A 14,844-nucleotide genomic window follows, 5' to 3' on the forward strand; every position below is an offset into this window, starting at 1 on the left:
CCCTAGTGTCGCCGCGCGCGGGCCGGCGGCGCGCGCGCCAGGGCGCGGCTCACCGCGTGGTTGCCGTACGCGCGCTGGGCCGCTAGGACGGCGACGGCGCGCGTCGCCCGGCCGCCCGGCTCGCGCGCCGCGGGGGTGGGCGCGGCCCCGACGCGGGCGTCGTCCTCGCCCCGGCGCTCCCCGCCCGGGCGCGACCCCTCCGGGTGCCGGTGGCGACGCACCGTCCCAGCCTACTTCGGGCTCGGGACTGCGGCGTGACCGCAGCGCGGATCAGCGCCGCCCCGGATGGTCCGGCGGGCGCCGGGGCCGAGGCTCGGACGACCGAGGGAGGTGGCGTCATGCGCACCCCGCGCATCGAGCTCAATCGACACCGCGCCGGGCGGGCGCAGGGGGCGTCGGCGGGCGGCGTCGAGGCGGCGCTGCGCGACGCGGCGGAGCTGCACGCGGGCCGCGTGCGCAGGCTGCGGGCGAACCTCGTGGCGTGGGCCGTGGGAAGCGCGCTCCTGACGGCGCTCTGGGTGACGAGCCAGTGGCGGGCGAACGGCGCCCTCGAGCGCTTCGGCCACGAGGGGGAGGACGGCCAGTGGAACCCGACGCTGTGGGCGCTGGGGGTGGGGACCTGGAGCATGGTCGTCGGGATCATGGCCCTGCGCGTGCGCCTCGACCGGCCCGTCACCGCGGCCGAGGTCGATCCGGAGGCCCGGCGCCTGACGGCGGCCGGCGCCGGCGGCGGGGGCGACGCGAGCCGGCTGCGCGCGCTGCGGCGCCTGGAGCGCCTGCGCCGCGTGCGGTTCCACGTCGCCGCCTGGGCGCTCGGGATGGTGATCGTGACGCCGCTCTGGGCGCTGATCGAGTGGCAGGACAACGGCGCCTTCGAGCGCTTCAGCGGCGACAGCGAGCCCGGCTCGTGGGAGCCGTGGTTCCTCTACGTGGGCGGCATCTGGGCCGGGGCGATCGCGCTCATCGCGCTCTCGCTGCGCGTGCGGGAGCGCCTCCCGCCGCGGGGCCCGGGCTGACGCCGCCACGGCGGGGCGAGCGAGCGGAGAACGGAGGGGGGGGGATTTGAACCCCCGATCCGCCGAACGACGGATAACGGTTTTCGAGACCGCCGCATTCGACCGCTCTGCCACCCCTCCGCGCGGCAGGGTACCAGCCGGGCGGGCGGCGGCCCGCGCGTGCGGGCCGCCGCCCACCGGCGCGGGGGTCGTGCGCTACGATCGCCCGCCGGGAGAGGTGTCCGAGCGGCCGAAGGAGCGCGACTGGAAATCGCGTAGGCGGGATCTCTCGCCTCGAGGGTTCAAATCCCTCCCTCTCCGCTGAGCGCTGTGGCGCCCCGTCGCGCCGGACGCGCGACGGGCGCCGCCGGCCGCGCCCCGGTCAGCCCCGCAGGCGCCGCCTGCGCTCGAGCTCCGCGGCGGTCGGCTCGTCGAAGTCCATCGATCCGGGCTCCAGCCGGCCGGCGCGCTCGTAGTCGGCGATCACCACCCCGGTCGCCGAGACCCTGCTGTCGGTGAGCCGCAAGGCGGCGGGCACGGCGCCGTCGCCGAACAGGCGCGCGCCCGGGCCGGTCACCACCGGGAACGTCCAGAGCCGGAACCGGTCGATCAGGTCGTGCCGCAGCAGCGTCTGCAGCAGGCCGGGGCTCCCGTGCACCTGGATCTCGGGCCCGTCGGCGCGCTTCAACCCCGCGACGTACGCGGCCACGTCGCCCCGGATGAGCGTGGAGTTGGCCCACTCGACGCGCGCGAGGGTGCGCGAGGCCACGTGCTTGCGGGTGGCGTTGAGGTGGTCCGCGATCGGGCCCTCGTCGTACGGCCAGTGGGCGGCGAAGATCTCGTAGGTGCCGCGCCCGAGCAGCAGCTCGTACGGGGCGGCCTCCTCGACCAGCCGCATCATGGCCTCGTCGAAGTAGGGGACGGCCCACCCGCCGACGGCGAAGCCGCCGCGCGGGTCCTCGTGCGGTCCGCCCGGCGCCTGCATGACGCCGTCGAGGGACAGGAAGGTGTTCACGGTCAGTGCGCGCATGGGGCGTGCTCCCGGTGTGGTGTGTCGGTCCACCACGTACAACGAGCGGAGGCCCGGGAGCTCATCGGAGGACCTGCGGCAGGCCGAACGCGGTGAAGAGCGCGGGGAGCGCGAACGTGGTGATCACCGCGACGCGGCCGCCCTCGATGCGCAGCACGTCGAGGGCGAGGGCCCGGTGCGCGTCGTCGCCGGGCGCGCGCAGGTAGTGGGCGGCGGCCGGCTGGCGGTTCGCCGCGGTGGCCACCGTCCGCAGCCGCCCGAACGCCGGGTCGAACCCCGCCTGCATCGCCGCCATGATCGCCTCGCGCCCCGCGAACCAGACGGGGTGCGGCGGCATCGTGAGGCGCGCCTCCTCGCGCAGCAGCGCGGCCAGCGCGCCGGCGTCGGCGCGCTCGTGGGCCTCGACGTAGCGGCGCAGCAGCTCGCGCTCCTCCGGGCGCTCCGGCGACGAGCGGGCCCACTGCGTCCGCGGCCCGAGCCGCTCGCGCAGCGTGTCGCGCGCCCGCTGCAGCGCGCTGTTGACCGCCGGCACGCTGGCGTCGAGCAGCCCGGCCACGTCCCGCGCCGGCCAGGCGAGCACGTCGCGCAGGATCAGAACCGCCCGCTGCCGCGGGGGCAGGTGCTGGATGGCGGCGATGAAGGCCAGCTCGATCGTCTCCCGCGCCACGGCCGCCGCCCCGGGCTCGTCCTCGGCGGGGGCGGCGAGGTCGATGAGCCGGTCGGGGTAGGGCTGCAGCCAGGGCAGGTCGGCCGGCCCGGGCGGCGGCCGGGTCGGGTCGCCGGCGGGCGCGAGGTCCTCCGGCATCACCCGGCGCGGCCTGCCGCGCAGCGCGTCGAGGCAGGCGTTGGTCGCGATGCGGTGCAGCCAGGCGCCGGTCGCGCCGCGCCCGTCGGCCGCGAAGCCGGCGCGGGCCCGCCAGGCGCGCAGGAACGTCTCCTGCACCAGGTCCTCCGCGTCCTCGAGCGACCCGAGCATGCGGTAGCAGTGCACCTCCAGGGCGCGGCGGTGGCGCTCGAGGAGCGCGGCGAACGCGGCGTCGCCCACGGTGGATGGTTCCGGCATGCCGCGAGTATCGCCGCCCGCGGCCCGGGCGGGCCGCGCCGCGCGCCTGTACGGTCGCCGACGTGAGGGCGAGCGTCCGCCGCGGGTGGAGGTGAGCAGGGCCACCACGCCGGCGGTCGCCGCGGGGGGCGACGACGATCGCCTGCTCGCGCAGCAGACGATCGACGCGCTCGCCAGCGAGCTGGCGATCCTGGACGACGCCGGCCGCATCATCATGGTGAACCGCGCATGGCGCCGGTTCGGCGCGCGCAACGACGCCGCCGGCCGCGACTTCCTGGGCCAGAGCTACCTGTCGGCCTGCGCGGCGGCCGACCCCGCGTCCGAGGGCGGGGTCGAGGCGCGCGGCTTCGCCGTGGCGCTGCGGGAGATGCTCGAGGGGCGCCGCGAGCGCTACGTGATCGAGTACCCGTGCCACTCGCCCGACGCCGAGCGCTGGTTCATCGCCCGCGCCGCGCGCTTCACCGGCGCCGGGGGCGTGCGGGTGGTGGTGACCCACGAGGACATCACGGCCCGGCACCGCTCGGAGGAGCGCCACCGGAGCATCGCCCAGACGCTGCAGGCGAGCCTGATGCCGGCTGAGCTGCCGTCGATCGCGGGGCTGGAGCTCGCCGCCCGCTACCGGCCCGAGGGCGAGGGCGTCAGCGTGGGGGGCGACTTCTACGACGTCTTCGCGGACGGCGACGACTGGGTGGTGGTGATCGGCGACGTCTGCGGCAAGGGCCCGGCCGCGGCCGCGGTCACCGCGGAGGCGCGGTGGACCATCCGCGCCCTGGCGCCCCGCTGCGAGGGGCCGGCCGCGCTGTTCGAGGCGGTCAACGAGGCCCTGGTCGGCCGCCGCCGCGACGCCAGGTTCATCACCGCGGCCCTGGCCCGGGTGACCCCGCACGGCGACGGCGCCCGCGTGGTGTGCTCGCGCGCCGGCCACCCCCACCCGCTCGTGGTGCGCCGCGCCGGCGCCGTCGAGCCGGTCGGTGCGTCGGGCGGCCTGCTGGGCGTGATGCACTCGCCCCGGTTCACCGACGCGCACTTCGACCTGGAGCCCGGCGACGCGCTCGTCCTCCACACCGACGGCGTCAGCGAGGCGCGCCGGCGGCGGGCCGAGCTCGGGCCCGAGGGGGTCGCCCGGGCGCTCGCCGAGGTGGCCGGCGCGCCGGCGGACGAGATCGCCCGGCGGCTGGAGGCGGCGGCGCTCCGCTTCTCGGGCGGACGGCTGCGCGACGACGTCGCGGTGGTGGTCGTGCGGGCGGCGGACCCCGCCGGCGCGGGCTGAGCGGCCGCCCCCGGCCGGGGCGGCGAGGGGCTCAGGCGAGCGGCGCGGCGGCCGCCTCGACGCGGGCGAGATCGGCGTCGGTCACCACCCTGCGCGCGGCGTCGCGCACGGCCTCGGCCCGCTCGCGCAGCGCGGGGAGGCGATCCGGCGCGTGCGTCGCGGCGGCCACCCGTCCGAGCGCGTCGAGCAGCACGAGCATCGTGGCCGTGTCCGCCTGGCCCTCCGCCGCGCGGACGTGCTGGTCGAAGGCGAGCCCCACGAGCTCGTCCCAGGTCGGCCGCGGTCGCACCAGCAGCACGCGGCCGCCGTCGTCGCGGACGGTCCTGCCGAGGCGCCGGCCGGAGACCCGCCGGAGCAGGTCGGCGGACCGCATGATCGCCTCCTCCGCCGTCGTCGGGTCGTTGATGCCCGGCGACAGCGCGCGGAGCCCCACGTCGGTGAGCTGGCGCAGCCCGAACGCCACGTCCTGCGCGATCGTGCGCTGCGTGCCGAGCACGACGGCGCCCGCCAGTCGCTCGAGATCGCCCGGCGCGGGCGCCCGCCCGCCGACGAGGCGCACCACCACCTCCCCCGCGGCCACGAAGTCGCCGGGCGCCGGCGTGACGACCGCGGCACCCCCGCAGGCGCGCGCGACCGCGGCGATCGCGTCCTCGTCGATCCAGCGCACCCGTCCGGTCCCGCCGGCGCGCGCCTCGGCGACGAGCGGGCTGGCCGGGGGGCGGGCGTCCTCCGCCCCCGTGTGCGCGTCGGTCAGGGTCGCCGAGATCGCGTCCCGCGTCTCCTCCCAGACCACGTCGATCAGGCGCTCGACGCGGATCTCCGACGCCATGTGGTGGAAGAAGGCCACCAGCAGGCCGAGCGCCACGAAGCCCAGCGCCACGGCGACGTTCACGGTGATGCCCGGCACCTCGTCCTCGCGCACGAGGCGGAGGGCGACCAGGGCGAACACGAAGGTGCCGACGAACCCGCCGATCACCGCCTGGATGAGGCGGTCGCGCATGAACCGGCGCAGCGTGCGCGGCGAGTACCCCTGCGCGGTGAGGGCGAGCACCGCCAGGGTGATCGAGAGCGTCACCCCGAGCACGGTCATGGTGGCGGCCGCGACCGTCGAGAGCACCTCGCGGGCCGCCGCGGCCGTGCCGCTGAAGACCCAGAGCGGGCGGGCGTTCTCCTCGTCGAGCCGCCGGTCGAGGCGCACGAGCAGCTCGGCGGCCGCGACGGCGACCACGCCGAGCGCGGTGGGCCACACCCAGAGTCGCTCGCGCAGGTCGTCGAGCATCCGCCGCAGGCGCCCCGCGCCCGCGCCGGCGCCCCTCACGCGGCTCGGGCGCGGCCGGGGGCGACCCGGCGACGCCGGGTGCGGGCGGCCGGCGCCCGCCGTGGCCGGACGTCCATGGCCCCTCAGTACCCCAGGCCCGCGGGGGCCACGCGCCCCGCCGCTTCCTGCGCGGCGGCGTCCCCGCTACCATCGGGGGCGTCCGACCGGTCGACGGGACCCACCCGGCCGGCGGGCGGGTAGGATGGACGTACGAGAACCGCGCGATGCCGCGGTTCCCGGGCAGTTAGCTCAGCGGGAGAGCACTCGCCTCACACGCGAGGGGTCACTGGTTCGATCCCAGTACTGCCCACCTCACGAGGGCCCCGCGGATGCGGGGCCCTCGGCCGTTCAGCAGGCGCGCGCCTCCCGCAGCGCGGCGCGCCGCACGCCCATCTGCCAGTCGCTGCCGCCCACGGCGACGGCGCGCTCGAGGCGGGGGACGGCCTCGTCGCAGCGGCCGAGGTCGATGAGCGCCCTGCCGGCGTTGTAGCTCGCGTTGCCCTCGTAGGGGTCGCCGCTGCCGGCGAGGCCCCTGAGCGCCTGCTCGGCCAGGGCGAGGCCACCGGCGGCGTCGCCGTCCTCCAGCGCGGCCGTGGAGCGGTCGGTGAGGGCGACCGCGTCGGCCGGGCCGGGCGCCGGCGCGCCGGCGGCGTCGGGGGCGGGCGCCGGCGCCGGCGAGGGGGCCGCCGCCTCGGTCACGGTCTCGACGACGGTCCGCGGCGGCGCCACCGCGGTGCGGACCACCGTCGCCGCGGCGGCGGGCCGCTGGGCGGGCCGGTCGCCGTCGCCGCCCGTCGTCGCGATCACGGCGGCGCCGGCGCCCGCGGCGACGGCCACGACGGCGGCGACGGCCGCGACCGCCGCTCCGCGGCGCGGCCGGGCGGCGCCCCCGCGTGCGGCGGTCGAGGGGGGTGGCGGCATCACCGCCGTCGGCTCGCCCGTCCGCGCGGCGCACGCCGCGGCCAGGTCGTCGGCGAGCGCGCCGGCGCTCGGATGGCGGTCGGCCGGGTCCTTCGCGAGCCCGCGCGCGAGCACGGCGGCGACGGCGGGCGGCAGCTCCGGAGCGCGGGCGGCCGCGTCGGGCGGCGGCTCGTGCACGTGCGCCCAGAGCGCGGCGATGCCGGTGCGCCCCGCGTAGGGCGGCTCGCCGGCGAGCAGCTCGAACGCCACGGCGGCGAGCGAGTAGACGTCGCTCGCCGCGGTCGCGGGCAGCCCCTGCGCCTGCTCCGGCGACGCGTAGCCCGAGCTGCCGAGCACGGTGCCGGCGGCGGTGAGGGTCCCCCCGGTGTCCTCCAGCACCCGGGCGATGCCGAAGTCCACGACCTTCACCCGCTCCCGGGCGTCGAGGAGGAGGTTCGCGGGCTTGACGTCGCGGTGCACCACGCCGGCGGCGTGGGCCGCGTCGAGCGCGTCGGCCGTCTGGGCGATCCATCGGAGCGCCTGCGCGCGCGGCGGCCGGCCGCGCGCCATGCGCTCGCCGAGGGTCCCGCCCGGCACGAACTCCATCACCAGGTAGGGCAGCCCCTCGTGCGTGCCGACGTCGTAGACGGTGGCGACGTGCGGGTGGTGGATGCGCGCCGCGGCGGTCGCCTCACGGCGGAACCGTCGGCGGAACGCGGGGTCCGCGGCCAGCGCGGGCGACTGCACCTTGACCGCCACGGTCCGTCCCAGCCGGTCGTCGTGGGCGCGGTGGACCGACCCCATCCCGCCGGTCGCGATCAGGACCGGGTCGCGATAGCGGGCCGGGAGGGCGCCCGGGTCGTGGGATGGCTCGTCGGACATGGTGGGGCGGCCGCCCGTCCGGGCGGCCGCCCAGGGGACCTGCCCGCGCGCGGCCGGGCGGACACCTCCGCCGCGCCCGGGGCCGGGCCTACGGCGCGCCCCAGGTGCGCGGCGCCGCGGGCGCCGGCGCGGCCGGCGCGGTCACGACGGCCTCGCCAGCGACCGGGATCGTGAACCATCGCAGTGAGGTCTCGCGGTCGGACCCGGGCGGGATGTGGCGCATGTCGACGCGCACGGCGCTCAGGCGGCCGAGCGACGGCTTGGCCCGCACCACGAGGCTCGCGGCGCGGGCGAGGGCGCGGACGACGCCGGGCGGGATCTCGGCCACCGGCATGGCGCCGAGGCGCATGACGAGCGCCGCCTCGGCGCCGTGCGCGGCGCGCATGGCGCCGATCAGGTCGTCGACGAGCGTGGTGGCGTCGATCGGGCCGAGCTCGTCGGGGCGGAGCTGCGCGGCGACCCAGGCGCCGGCCCTGCCGTCCTCCATGTCCCTGGCGTAGTCGTGGCCGGGGCCCTCGGGCGCGCCGCGCGGGCCGCCCGGCTCGGGGAGCGCGAACACCGCGGCGATCGACATGGGCGACCAGGTCAGGTCCACCGCCGAGCGCTCGGGCGCCAGCGGCACCGAGTCGTCCTCCGGCCCGCCGCCGCGCGGGCCGGCGCTGATGCCGGTCGCCGCCGTCAGCGAGAACGTCGAGGTGACCGCCACCTCGACCTGGAGCTGGGCCCCGGCCGAGGGCCGGCCCTCGTGGTCGACGGCGACCTGCGGCGAGACGGCCACCTCGACGAGGTCGGTCCCGTGTGCCCGGAGGTGCAGGTTCATGGCGGCGACGGCGGCCTCGATCACCTGCCGGGGCACCCGGCCGGGGGTCGCCGTGACGGTCACGCCCGGCTCGTGGAGCCAGTCGATCGCCGACCCCTCGCGGCCCTTCAGGTGCACGTCGCGGCCGACGAGGAAGGTGACGGTCACCTCGCGCGCGCCGGAGCCGACGTCCACGTCGGTGAGCCGCTCCGCGCCCTCCACGCGGGTGGGCGCCGGCGGGCCCACCACCCGGACGGCGCCGGCGCCGGTGACCGGGCTCGGCGGCGCCGGCGCGGGCGGCCCTGCGACCGGTGGCGCCTCGGCCGGGGCGCGCGCGAGCCGCGCCGCGACGGCCCGGTTGCCGGCGGCCCCGCCCAGCGCGCGCAGGCGGGCGGCCGCCGCGTCGCCGGCGCCGTCCCACGCGGGCGCGCGCGCCTCCCGCCCGCCCGCGCGGCGGCCCGACGGTCCCGCCCGATCCCAGTCGGCCGTCATCCCGATCGCCTGGCGGCGAGTCGACCACGGCGCCGCGCGCCGGGTCAAGCGGGCGGCGCGGCCCCTCAGGCCGGCTCGAGCGCCTCCAGGGGCGTGAGCTCAGGCGCCAGGTGCGCGAGCCGGGGGACGAGGTCGCCGGCCAGCCGCACGACGTCCTCGACGATCGGCCGTCCGTCGTCGGCGCGGACGGCGAGCGCGACCGTGTTCGGCGACAGGTCGGCGGCCTCGACGACCGTCATCGCGCCCTGGTCGCGGGGCGCGGACAGGCCGATCGCCACCGCGCCGAGGTGCTGCACGCCGACCTGGATCTCGGTCGCGGTGAAGGCGCGCGCGCCGACCCGCGGCAGCTCGCCGCCCCAGCGCTCCAGGGCCAGCCAGTAGGCGCGCGCGACTGGCGCGCGCTCGTCGAGGGCCACGAACGGCTCGTCCTGCAGGTCGAGCACCGACAGCCGGTCGGCGTCGGCCGCGGGGTGGCCGGCCGGGAGGATGAAGGCGCGGTCCTGGCTCGCGAGCGGGTGCACCTCGAGGCGCTCGTCGATGACCGGCGTGCGCACGATCGCGACGTCGAGGTCGTGGTCGAAGAAGCCGTGGGCGCACGAGAACTCGTGCACGGCGATCGGCGTGGCCGGGTGTCGCCGGCGCAGGGCCTGCAGCAGCGGGCCGGTCAGCTCGTTGACGCCGGGCACCTCGATGCCGATCCGCAGCGGCGAGGGCGAGGTGCGCGCCGCCTCGGCGGGCCGCACGTCGAGCTCCTGCATGGCCGACATCGCCGCGAGCGCCTCGCGGGCCATCGGCAGCAGCCGCCGCCCGGCGGCCGAGGGCTCCACGCGGCGCGAGGTGCGCTCGAACAGCACCGCGTCGAGCTTCCCCTCCAGGCGGCGGATGGTCTCCGACAGCGACGACTGCGCCACGCCCAGACGGTCGGCGGCCCGGCCGAAGTGCAGCTCCTCGGCGAGCGGGACGAAGCCGCGCAGCTCGTTGCCCGTCGGGCTCGCCCCGCCGCCCGCCGTGCCTCGTATCCGCGTCACGTGCCCGGTCCCCACGTGCCGTCCATCGTCGGCCCCCTCATGCCGCCCGGGGCAGCATCGCCGCGCGGCGGCGGCCGCCGCAAGCCGGGCGGGTGATTCCGGCGGTTCGGGACGCCGGATCCGTCAGCCGGCCGGGCGCGGGAGGCGGATGAGCCGGTGGTCGGGCGTGAACAGGCGACGCACGAGCCCGACCGCGATGACCGACGTCGCGATCGCCGTGGAGCCCAGCACCAGGTACATCACCACCACCTGCACGAGCACGGCGTCCACCGGCTCGACCCCCGCCAGGATGAGGCCCGTCATCGCGCCGGGCAGGAAGACGATGCCGACCGCCTTCGTCGTCTCGATCTGCGGCACGAGGGCGGTGCGCAGCGCGGCCCGCACGTACGGCCTGGCGGCGCGCGGGCCGGGGTGCCCCAGCGCCAGGCGCGCCTCCACCTCGAGCCGCTTGTCGCGCAGCTCCTCCACGATGCGCCGCGCGGCCAGCACGGTCGCGTTCATGGAGTTGCCCACCACGAGCCCGGCGATCGGTACGACGGTGCGGCCCTCCATCGGGAAGACGCCCAGCCCGAAGACCGTGCCGAGCGCGACGGCCAGGGTGGCGGCGAACGCGGCGCCCGCCAGCGGCATGAGCCCCGGCACCTCGGGCGCGCGGCGGCGCGCGACGTCGGCCGCGAACAGCACCATCGCCGCCACCCAGGCCCACGAGAGCGCGATCGGCCGGCCGGGGTCGATGACCACGGCCAGCGCCAGGCCCACCAGCAGCAGCTGCACGAGCGCGCGCGCCGACGCCCAGACGAGGCTGCGCTCCAGCCCCAGGCCGCCGCGCACGGAGATCGCGACGGCCAGCGCCACCAGCACGAGCGCCGCGGCGACGCCCAGGGCGCCGACGTCACCCTCGGCCATCCCGCCCCCCGGACCACGCGGCGGCCGGGCCGCACAGGACGGCGCGGCCCGCCTCCAGCACGAGCACCCAGTCGGCCAGGCGGGCGGCCTGGTCGAGGTCGTGGGTCACCCAGACGACCGGCACGCCGTCGCCGGCCAGCTCACGGGCGAGGCCCTCCAGGGCCAGGCGGGCCGCCTCGTCGAGCGCCGAGGTCGGCTCGTCCATGAGCAGCACCTCCGGCCCGGCGGCGAGGGCGCGCGCCAGGCAGGCGCGCTGCGACTCGCCACCCGACAGCTCGCCGGCGCGGCGGTCGAGGAAGCCGCGGCCGAGGTGGGCCCGCTCGAGGGCCCGGCCGAGGGCGTCGTCGCCCGCCTCCGGCGCGGCGGCGAGCAGGTTGTCGCGCACCGTGCCGCCGAACGGCGTCGGCTGCTGGAACACCATCCCCACCCGGCGCCGGTGGGCGAGCGGGTCGAGCGCCGCGACGTCGGCGCCCCGGAACGTCACCCGCCCGCGCGTCGGCGCCTCCAGGCGGTTGCACAGGCGCAGCAGGGTCGACTTCCCCGAGCCGGAGGGCCCGAGCACCACGCTCACGCCGCCGTCGGGCAGCTCGGCGTCGACCCGGTCGAGCAGCGCGCCCTCGGCCGTCTCCACGCCGACGCCGTCGAAGGCGAACAACGGCGGCGGGGTCGCCACCGGCTATCCGCCCGCGTCGTCCAGGCGCGCCAGCTCGTCGCCGGTCAGGCGCAGGTCGAGGGCGCCCATCAGCTCGCGCACCTGCCCGGGCGTGTTCGCCCCGGCGAGGGCGGTCGTCATGCCCGGCCGGGCGAGGATCCAGGCCAGGGCCACCTGCGACGGCGTCGCCCCGTGGGCCGCGGCGACGGCGTCGACGGCCTCGAGGGCGGCGAAGCCCCGGTCGTCCAGGTACGACGCCGCCACGCCGGCCGCGCGGGCGCTGGCGGGCAGCGGGCGGCCCCGCCGGTACTTGCCGGACAGGAAGCCGCGGGCGAGGGAGGAGTAGGCGGCGATCCCGAGCCCCTCGCGCCGGCAGACGTCGCCCGCGCCGGGCTCGAGGTCGTCCCGGCTCAGCAGGTTGAAGCGCTGCTGCAGGCCCTCGAACCGCACGAGGCCCTCGCGCTCGCTGACGGCGAGCGCCTCCGCCAGGCGCGGGCCGGAGTAGTTGGAGGCGGCGATCGCGCCGACCAGGCCCTGGCGCACCAGCTCGTCGAACGCGCCCAGCGTCTCCTCCAGCGGCGTCGCCGGGTCGTCCTCGTGGGCGTAGTACAGGGCGATCCGCTCCACGCCCAGCCGCTCGAGGGAGCCCTCGGCGGCCCGCAGGATGCGGTCGCGGCCGAGGCCGGCCGGCTGCTCGCCGCCGGCCATGCCGACCTTCGTCGCCACGACCACGTCGCCGGGTCCCCCGCGGGCGGCGAGCCAGCGGCCGATGATGACCTCCGACTCGCCGCCGCGGTTGCCGGGCACCCACGCCGAGTACGTGTTGGCGGTGTCCACGGCGTTGCCGCCCGCCTCCACGTAGGCGTCGAGCACTGCGAACGACGCGTCCTCGTCGGCGCTCCAGCCGAAGACGTTCCCGCCGAGGGTGATCGGCGAGATCTCGAGGCCGCTGCGGCCGAAGGGGCGTCGCTCGGGCACCGGGGACAAGGCTACGCGCTCACCGGCGCGGCCGGGCGGCCGGCAGGGTCACCGACGAGCGCGTGCCGTCGGGCGCCGTGTGGACGATCCGCAGGCGCAGGTCGCGCGGGGCCGAGCGCGCCAGGCGGGCGGCCAGCCGCACGACCCTGGCCGGCGTGCTCGTTCGCAGCACCGGCGCGCTGAAGCGGCCGCGCAGCACCCTGGGCCCGACGCGGCTGCCGCGCTGCATGCGCACCCGGTCGCCCGACCGGTCGAGCAGGATGAACGTGTACCGGCCCTCGTCGACCAGGCGCAGCCGTGCGGTGAGGCCGCCGGACCGCGGCGCGAGGCGGACCTCCTCGCGCACCGGGGCGTCGCCCCCGGGCGCCTGCGAGGCCGGGAGCTCGATCTCGGAGAGCGTGCCGTCGGCGGCGCGGCGAACGATGCGCAGCGTCAGCCCGGCGGGCACGGCGCCGAGGCGGGCGGCCAGCCGCACGACCTCGCCGGGCCGGCTGGTGGTGAGGACCGGGGCGCTCAGGGCGCGCCGCAGCGTGCGCGCGCCCACCCGGCTGCCCGGCTGCATCCGCACCCGGTCGCCGTCGGGCGCCACGAGGATGAACGTGTACCGGCCGGGCTCGGGCAGCCGCAGCCGGGCCCCCACCTCCGGTCCGCGCTGCACCGGCCGGACCACGGGCTCCGCGACGGGCGCCGGCGGGGCGGGCGGGGCGGGCGGGGCGGGCGCCGGGGGCGGCACGGCCACGACGACGCGCGTCGTCGCCGTGGCCACCAGCGGAGCGACCGGGTCGTCATCGACGGCGTCGAGCGCGATCGTGGCGGCCGCGCCGGCGGCGTCGGCGGGCGGCGCCAGGCGCAGCGTCGCGCGGCCCGGGGTGCCGGGCGTCGCCTGGAGGGTCGCCCACGCCGGCAGGCCGGTGGCCGAGATGGTGACCACGTCGTCGCCGTTCGGGTCGGCCGCCTCGACGGCGATCTCCCGGGTCGTCCCCGGGGCGACGGCGTACTCGGCGGCGAGGCCGGTCAGCGCGGGTGCCCGGTTCGAGGTGGCGCGAAGCAGCACGTCGCGCTCGGCGTAGTTGCCCTCCGGGTCGCTCACCCGGACCTTGTAGACGAAGGTCTCGCCGTCGGCGAAGCCGGCCGTGGTCGCGGCGGGGATGGAGACCTCGCCCGACGGCGAGATGGTGACGACGTCGGTGGTGGGGCCGGCCGGCTGGCCCGCCTGGGAGGCGTAGGTGATCGCGCCGCCGTCGGGGTCGGTCGCCCCGATCGACTGGAGGAACGGGTCGCCGATCGGGATGTTCGGCGCGCTGCCCGGGCCGAGCTGCGGCGTCGCGCTCGCCTGGCCGGCCGTCTTGGTGATCCTCGCGTCGAACCGCGTGTTGCTGCCGGCGGCGTTCGTGATGCCGCCCACACGGCAGCAGCTGCTGAAGACGAGGTCGTAGGGACCGTCCGCCGCGGCGCCGCTGAACACCGTGGCCAGGTCCACGTCATAGACGGCGCGCGCGGTCGTGCTGCCCGCGATGCAGCGCGAGAAGGTCACCGAGGTTGGTGACGGCGTCGCGCTGGCCGCGGAGGGGCTGGTGATCGTGAGGCCGGGGACCGAGGCCGGGGAGCCGACGGTGCAGGCGCCCGTGGTGAGGTACTCGAGCGTCGCCTGCAGGCGGCCGTCGGCGGTGATGCGCGCGTCGAGCTGGCCGCCCTGCTCGTGGCTGGCGAGGGCGGTCGCGGGGGCGACGGCCAGGGCGGCCAGGCCGACGACCGCGAGGGTCGGGTGGCGGCGTGGTCCGAGGCGCCGCGGGAGGCGGGTGCGTGGGGGCACGGGGGTCTCCTGTGTCGTGTGCGGGGGGCGCGCCGCGCGGCACAGGTCCGTCGCTCCCCGCTGGGGAGGGCGGCGCTCGCGTAGAGTTCCCGCCCATGGCGAAGCCGAAGCGCACGCGCGAGCCCGCCGCGCCCGCCCAGCGGGCGCCCTCGCGCGTCGCGATCGTGCTGGCCGGCGCGGTGCTCGGCGCCGCGTGGGGCTCGATCATGTGGCTCATCTTCGAGCTGGCCGGGCGCGAGAGCGGCGTGCGCGGCTGGGCCTACCTCGCGATCACGATGGCGATGATCGGCGCCGGGGTGGCGGCGATCTTCGGCGCCGGCGCGGCCCGGCGGCGCGGCGAGCGCCTGGGCCCGCGGCTGCCGTTCGGCCGCCGTCGCGACCGCTGACGCGGGGCGCGGCGCCGGGCGCCGCTCGCGCGGACCGCACCGGTGGACTATCCTCGCCGGGTGACCGTGCTAGGCGGGGAGCTAGCGGTGCCCTGTACCCGCAATCCGCTACAGCGGGGCTCAATTCCCGTCCGAGGGGCCGATCCCGTGGATCGGCTCCGGGCAATGCAGCGTTGAGGGCGAGGTCCCATTCGGTGGGCGACCGCGAACCAGGTCAGGTCCGGAAGGAAGCAGCCTTAAGCGGCCCCGTCCACGCGCAGTGGGGCAACCTCGCCGGAGCCGGCGGCCCGGGGCTCACCTCGGAATCGCGCATCGACGACGGGTGCACGGTC

At 78.3% G+C, this 14,844-nt stretch carries 14 protein-coding genes, 3 tRNA genes and 1 other RNA gene; 6 read left to right on the forward strand and 12 right to left on the reverse strand.

What is annotated here, in order from left to right; all coding sequences use genetic code 11:
• Nucleotides 1-2: 2 nt before the first annotated feature.
• A complete protein-coding gene (locus ITJ85_RS02845; RefSeq protein ID WP_217914847.1) occupies nt 3-221 on the reverse strand; it encodes a hypothetical protein in 219 nt (72 codons plus the stop codon).
• Nucleotides 222-338: 117 nt separating this feature from the next.
• On the opposite strand from ITJ85_RS02845, the gene ITJ85_RS02850 reads away from it, so the two are divergent.
• Nucleotides 339-1,016: a hypothetical protein gene (locus tag ITJ85_RS02850; protein WP_217914848.1), complete on the forward strand. Its 678-nt coding sequence runs from the start codon at nt 339-341 to the stop codon at nt 1,014-1,016.
• A 31-nt stretch (nt 1,017-1,047) separates the two neighbouring features.
• On the opposite strand, the gene ITJ85_RS02855 is transcribed toward ITJ85_RS02850, so the two are convergent.
• Nucleotides 1,048-1,136 (reverse strand) — tRNA-Ser (locus tag ITJ85_RS02855).
• 91 nt (nt 1,137-1,227) lie between these two features.
• Here ITJ85_RS02855 and ITJ85_RS02860 point away from each other — a divergent pair.
• Nucleotides 1,228-1,316 (forward strand) — tRNA-Ser (locus ITJ85_RS02860).
• 61 nt (nt 1,317-1,377) lie between these two features.
• Here the strand turns inward: ITJ85_RS02860 and ITJ85_RS02865 are convergent.
• Complete coding sequence (locus ITJ85_RS02865) at nt 1,378-2,025, reverse strand: dihydrofolate reductase family protein (protein ID WP_217914849.1); 648 nt, start codon at nt 2,023-2,025, stop codon at nt 1,378-1,380.
• A 61-nt stretch (nt 2,026-2,086) separates the two neighbouring features.
• Nucleotides 2,087-3,088: an RNA polymerase subunit sigma-70 gene (locus ITJ85_RS02870; protein WP_217914850.1), complete on the reverse strand. Its 1,002-nt coding sequence runs from the start codon at nt 3,086-3,088 to the stop codon at nt 2,087-2,089.
• 85 nt (nt 3,089-3,173) lie between these two features.
• On the opposite strand from ITJ85_RS02870, the gene ITJ85_RS02875 reads away from it, so the two are divergent.
• Nucleotides 3,174-4,358, forward strand: a complete 1,185-nt coding sequence (locus ITJ85_RS02875; RefSeq protein ID WP_217914851.1) for a PP2C family protein-serine/threonine phosphatase — start codon at nt 3,174-3,176, stop codon at nt 4,356-4,358.
• A 31-nt stretch (nt 4,359-4,389) separates the two neighbouring features.
• Here ITJ85_RS02875 and ITJ85_RS02880 read toward each other — a convergent pair whose 3' ends face one another.
• A complete protein-coding gene (locus tag ITJ85_RS02880; protein ID WP_217914852.1) occupies nt 4,390-5,676 on the reverse strand; it encodes a DUF2254 domain-containing protein in 1,287 nt (428 codons plus the stop codon).
• Between the two features lie 238 nt (nt 5,677-5,914).
• Here ITJ85_RS02880 and ITJ85_RS02885 point away from each other — a divergent pair.
• Nucleotides 5,915-5,986, forward strand: a tRNA-Val gene (locus ITJ85_RS02885).
• A 38-nt stretch (nt 5,987-6,024) separates the two neighbouring features.
• Here ITJ85_RS02885 and ITJ85_RS02890 read toward each other — a convergent pair.
• The 7 genes from ITJ85_RS02890 to ITJ85_RS02920 form a co-directional block, all read right to left on the reverse strand.
• Nucleotides 6,025-7,458, reverse strand: coding sequence for a serine/threonine-protein kinase (locus tag ITJ85_RS02890; protein WP_217914853.1), 1,434 nt, complete (start codon nt 7,456-7,458; stop codon nt 6,025-6,027).
• An 88-nt stretch (nt 7,459-7,546) separates the two neighbouring features.
• Nucleotides 7,547-8,749 (reverse strand): hypothetical protein, encoded by a 1,203-nt coding sequence (locus tag ITJ85_RS02895; RefSeq protein WP_217914854.1) that lies wholly within the window; start codon nt 8,747-8,749, stop codon nt 7,547-7,549.
• A gap of 65 nt (nt 8,750-8,814) precedes the next feature.
• On the reverse strand, nt 8,815-9,777 hold the full coding sequence (locus ITJ85_RS02900) for a LysR family transcriptional regulator (RefSeq protein WP_217914855.1): 963 nt from the start codon (nt 9,775-9,777) through the stop codon (nt 8,815-8,817).
• Between the two features lie 123 nt (nt 9,778-9,900).
• Complete coding sequence (locus ITJ85_RS02905; protein ID WP_217914856.1) at nt 9,901-10,683, reverse strand: ABC transporter permease; 783 nt, start codon at nt 10,681-10,683, stop codon at nt 9,901-9,903.
• A complete protein-coding gene (locus ITJ85_RS02910) occupies nt 10,670-11,356 on the reverse strand; it encodes an ATP-binding cassette domain-containing protein (protein ID WP_217914857.1) in 687 nt (228 codons plus the stop codon). The genes ITJ85_RS02905 and ITJ85_RS02910 overlap by 14 nt, the downstream gene beginning before the upstream one ends.
• Before the next feature lie 3 nt (nt 11,357-11,359).
• Complete coding sequence (locus ITJ85_RS02915; protein ID WP_217914858.1) at nt 11,360-12,313, reverse strand: aldo/keto reductase; 954 nt, start codon at nt 12,311-12,313, stop codon at nt 11,360-11,362.
• 19 nt (nt 12,314-12,332) lie between these two features.
• Nucleotides 12,333-14,126, reverse strand: a complete 1,794-nt coding sequence (locus ITJ85_RS02920) for a hypothetical protein (protein WP_217914859.1) — start codon at nt 14,124-14,126, stop codon at nt 12,333-12,335.
• A gap of 95 nt (nt 14,127-14,221) precedes the next feature.
• Here ITJ85_RS02920 and ITJ85_RS02925 point away from each other — a divergent pair, with 95 nt between their 5' ends.
• Both ITJ85_RS02925 and ffs read left to right on the forward strand, forming a co-directional pair.
• Nucleotides 14,222-14,512: a hypothetical protein gene (locus ITJ85_RS02925; protein ID WP_217914860.1), complete on the forward strand. Its 291-nt coding sequence runs from the start codon at nt 14,222-14,224 to the stop codon at nt 14,510-14,512.
• Between the two features lie 64 nt (nt 14,513-14,576).
• An RNA gene (gene ffs / locus ITJ85_RS02930) (signal recognition particle sRNA large type) lies at nt 14,577-14,842 on the forward strand.
• Nucleotides 14,843-14,844 lie beyond the last annotated feature (2 nt).

It is taken from the genome of Miltoncostaea marina (genome assembly GCF_018141525.1).
In the GTDB taxonomy this organism is placed as follows: domain Bacteria; phylum Actinomycetota; class Thermoleophilia; order Miltoncostaeales; family Miltoncostaeaceae; genus Miltoncostaea; species Miltoncostaea marina.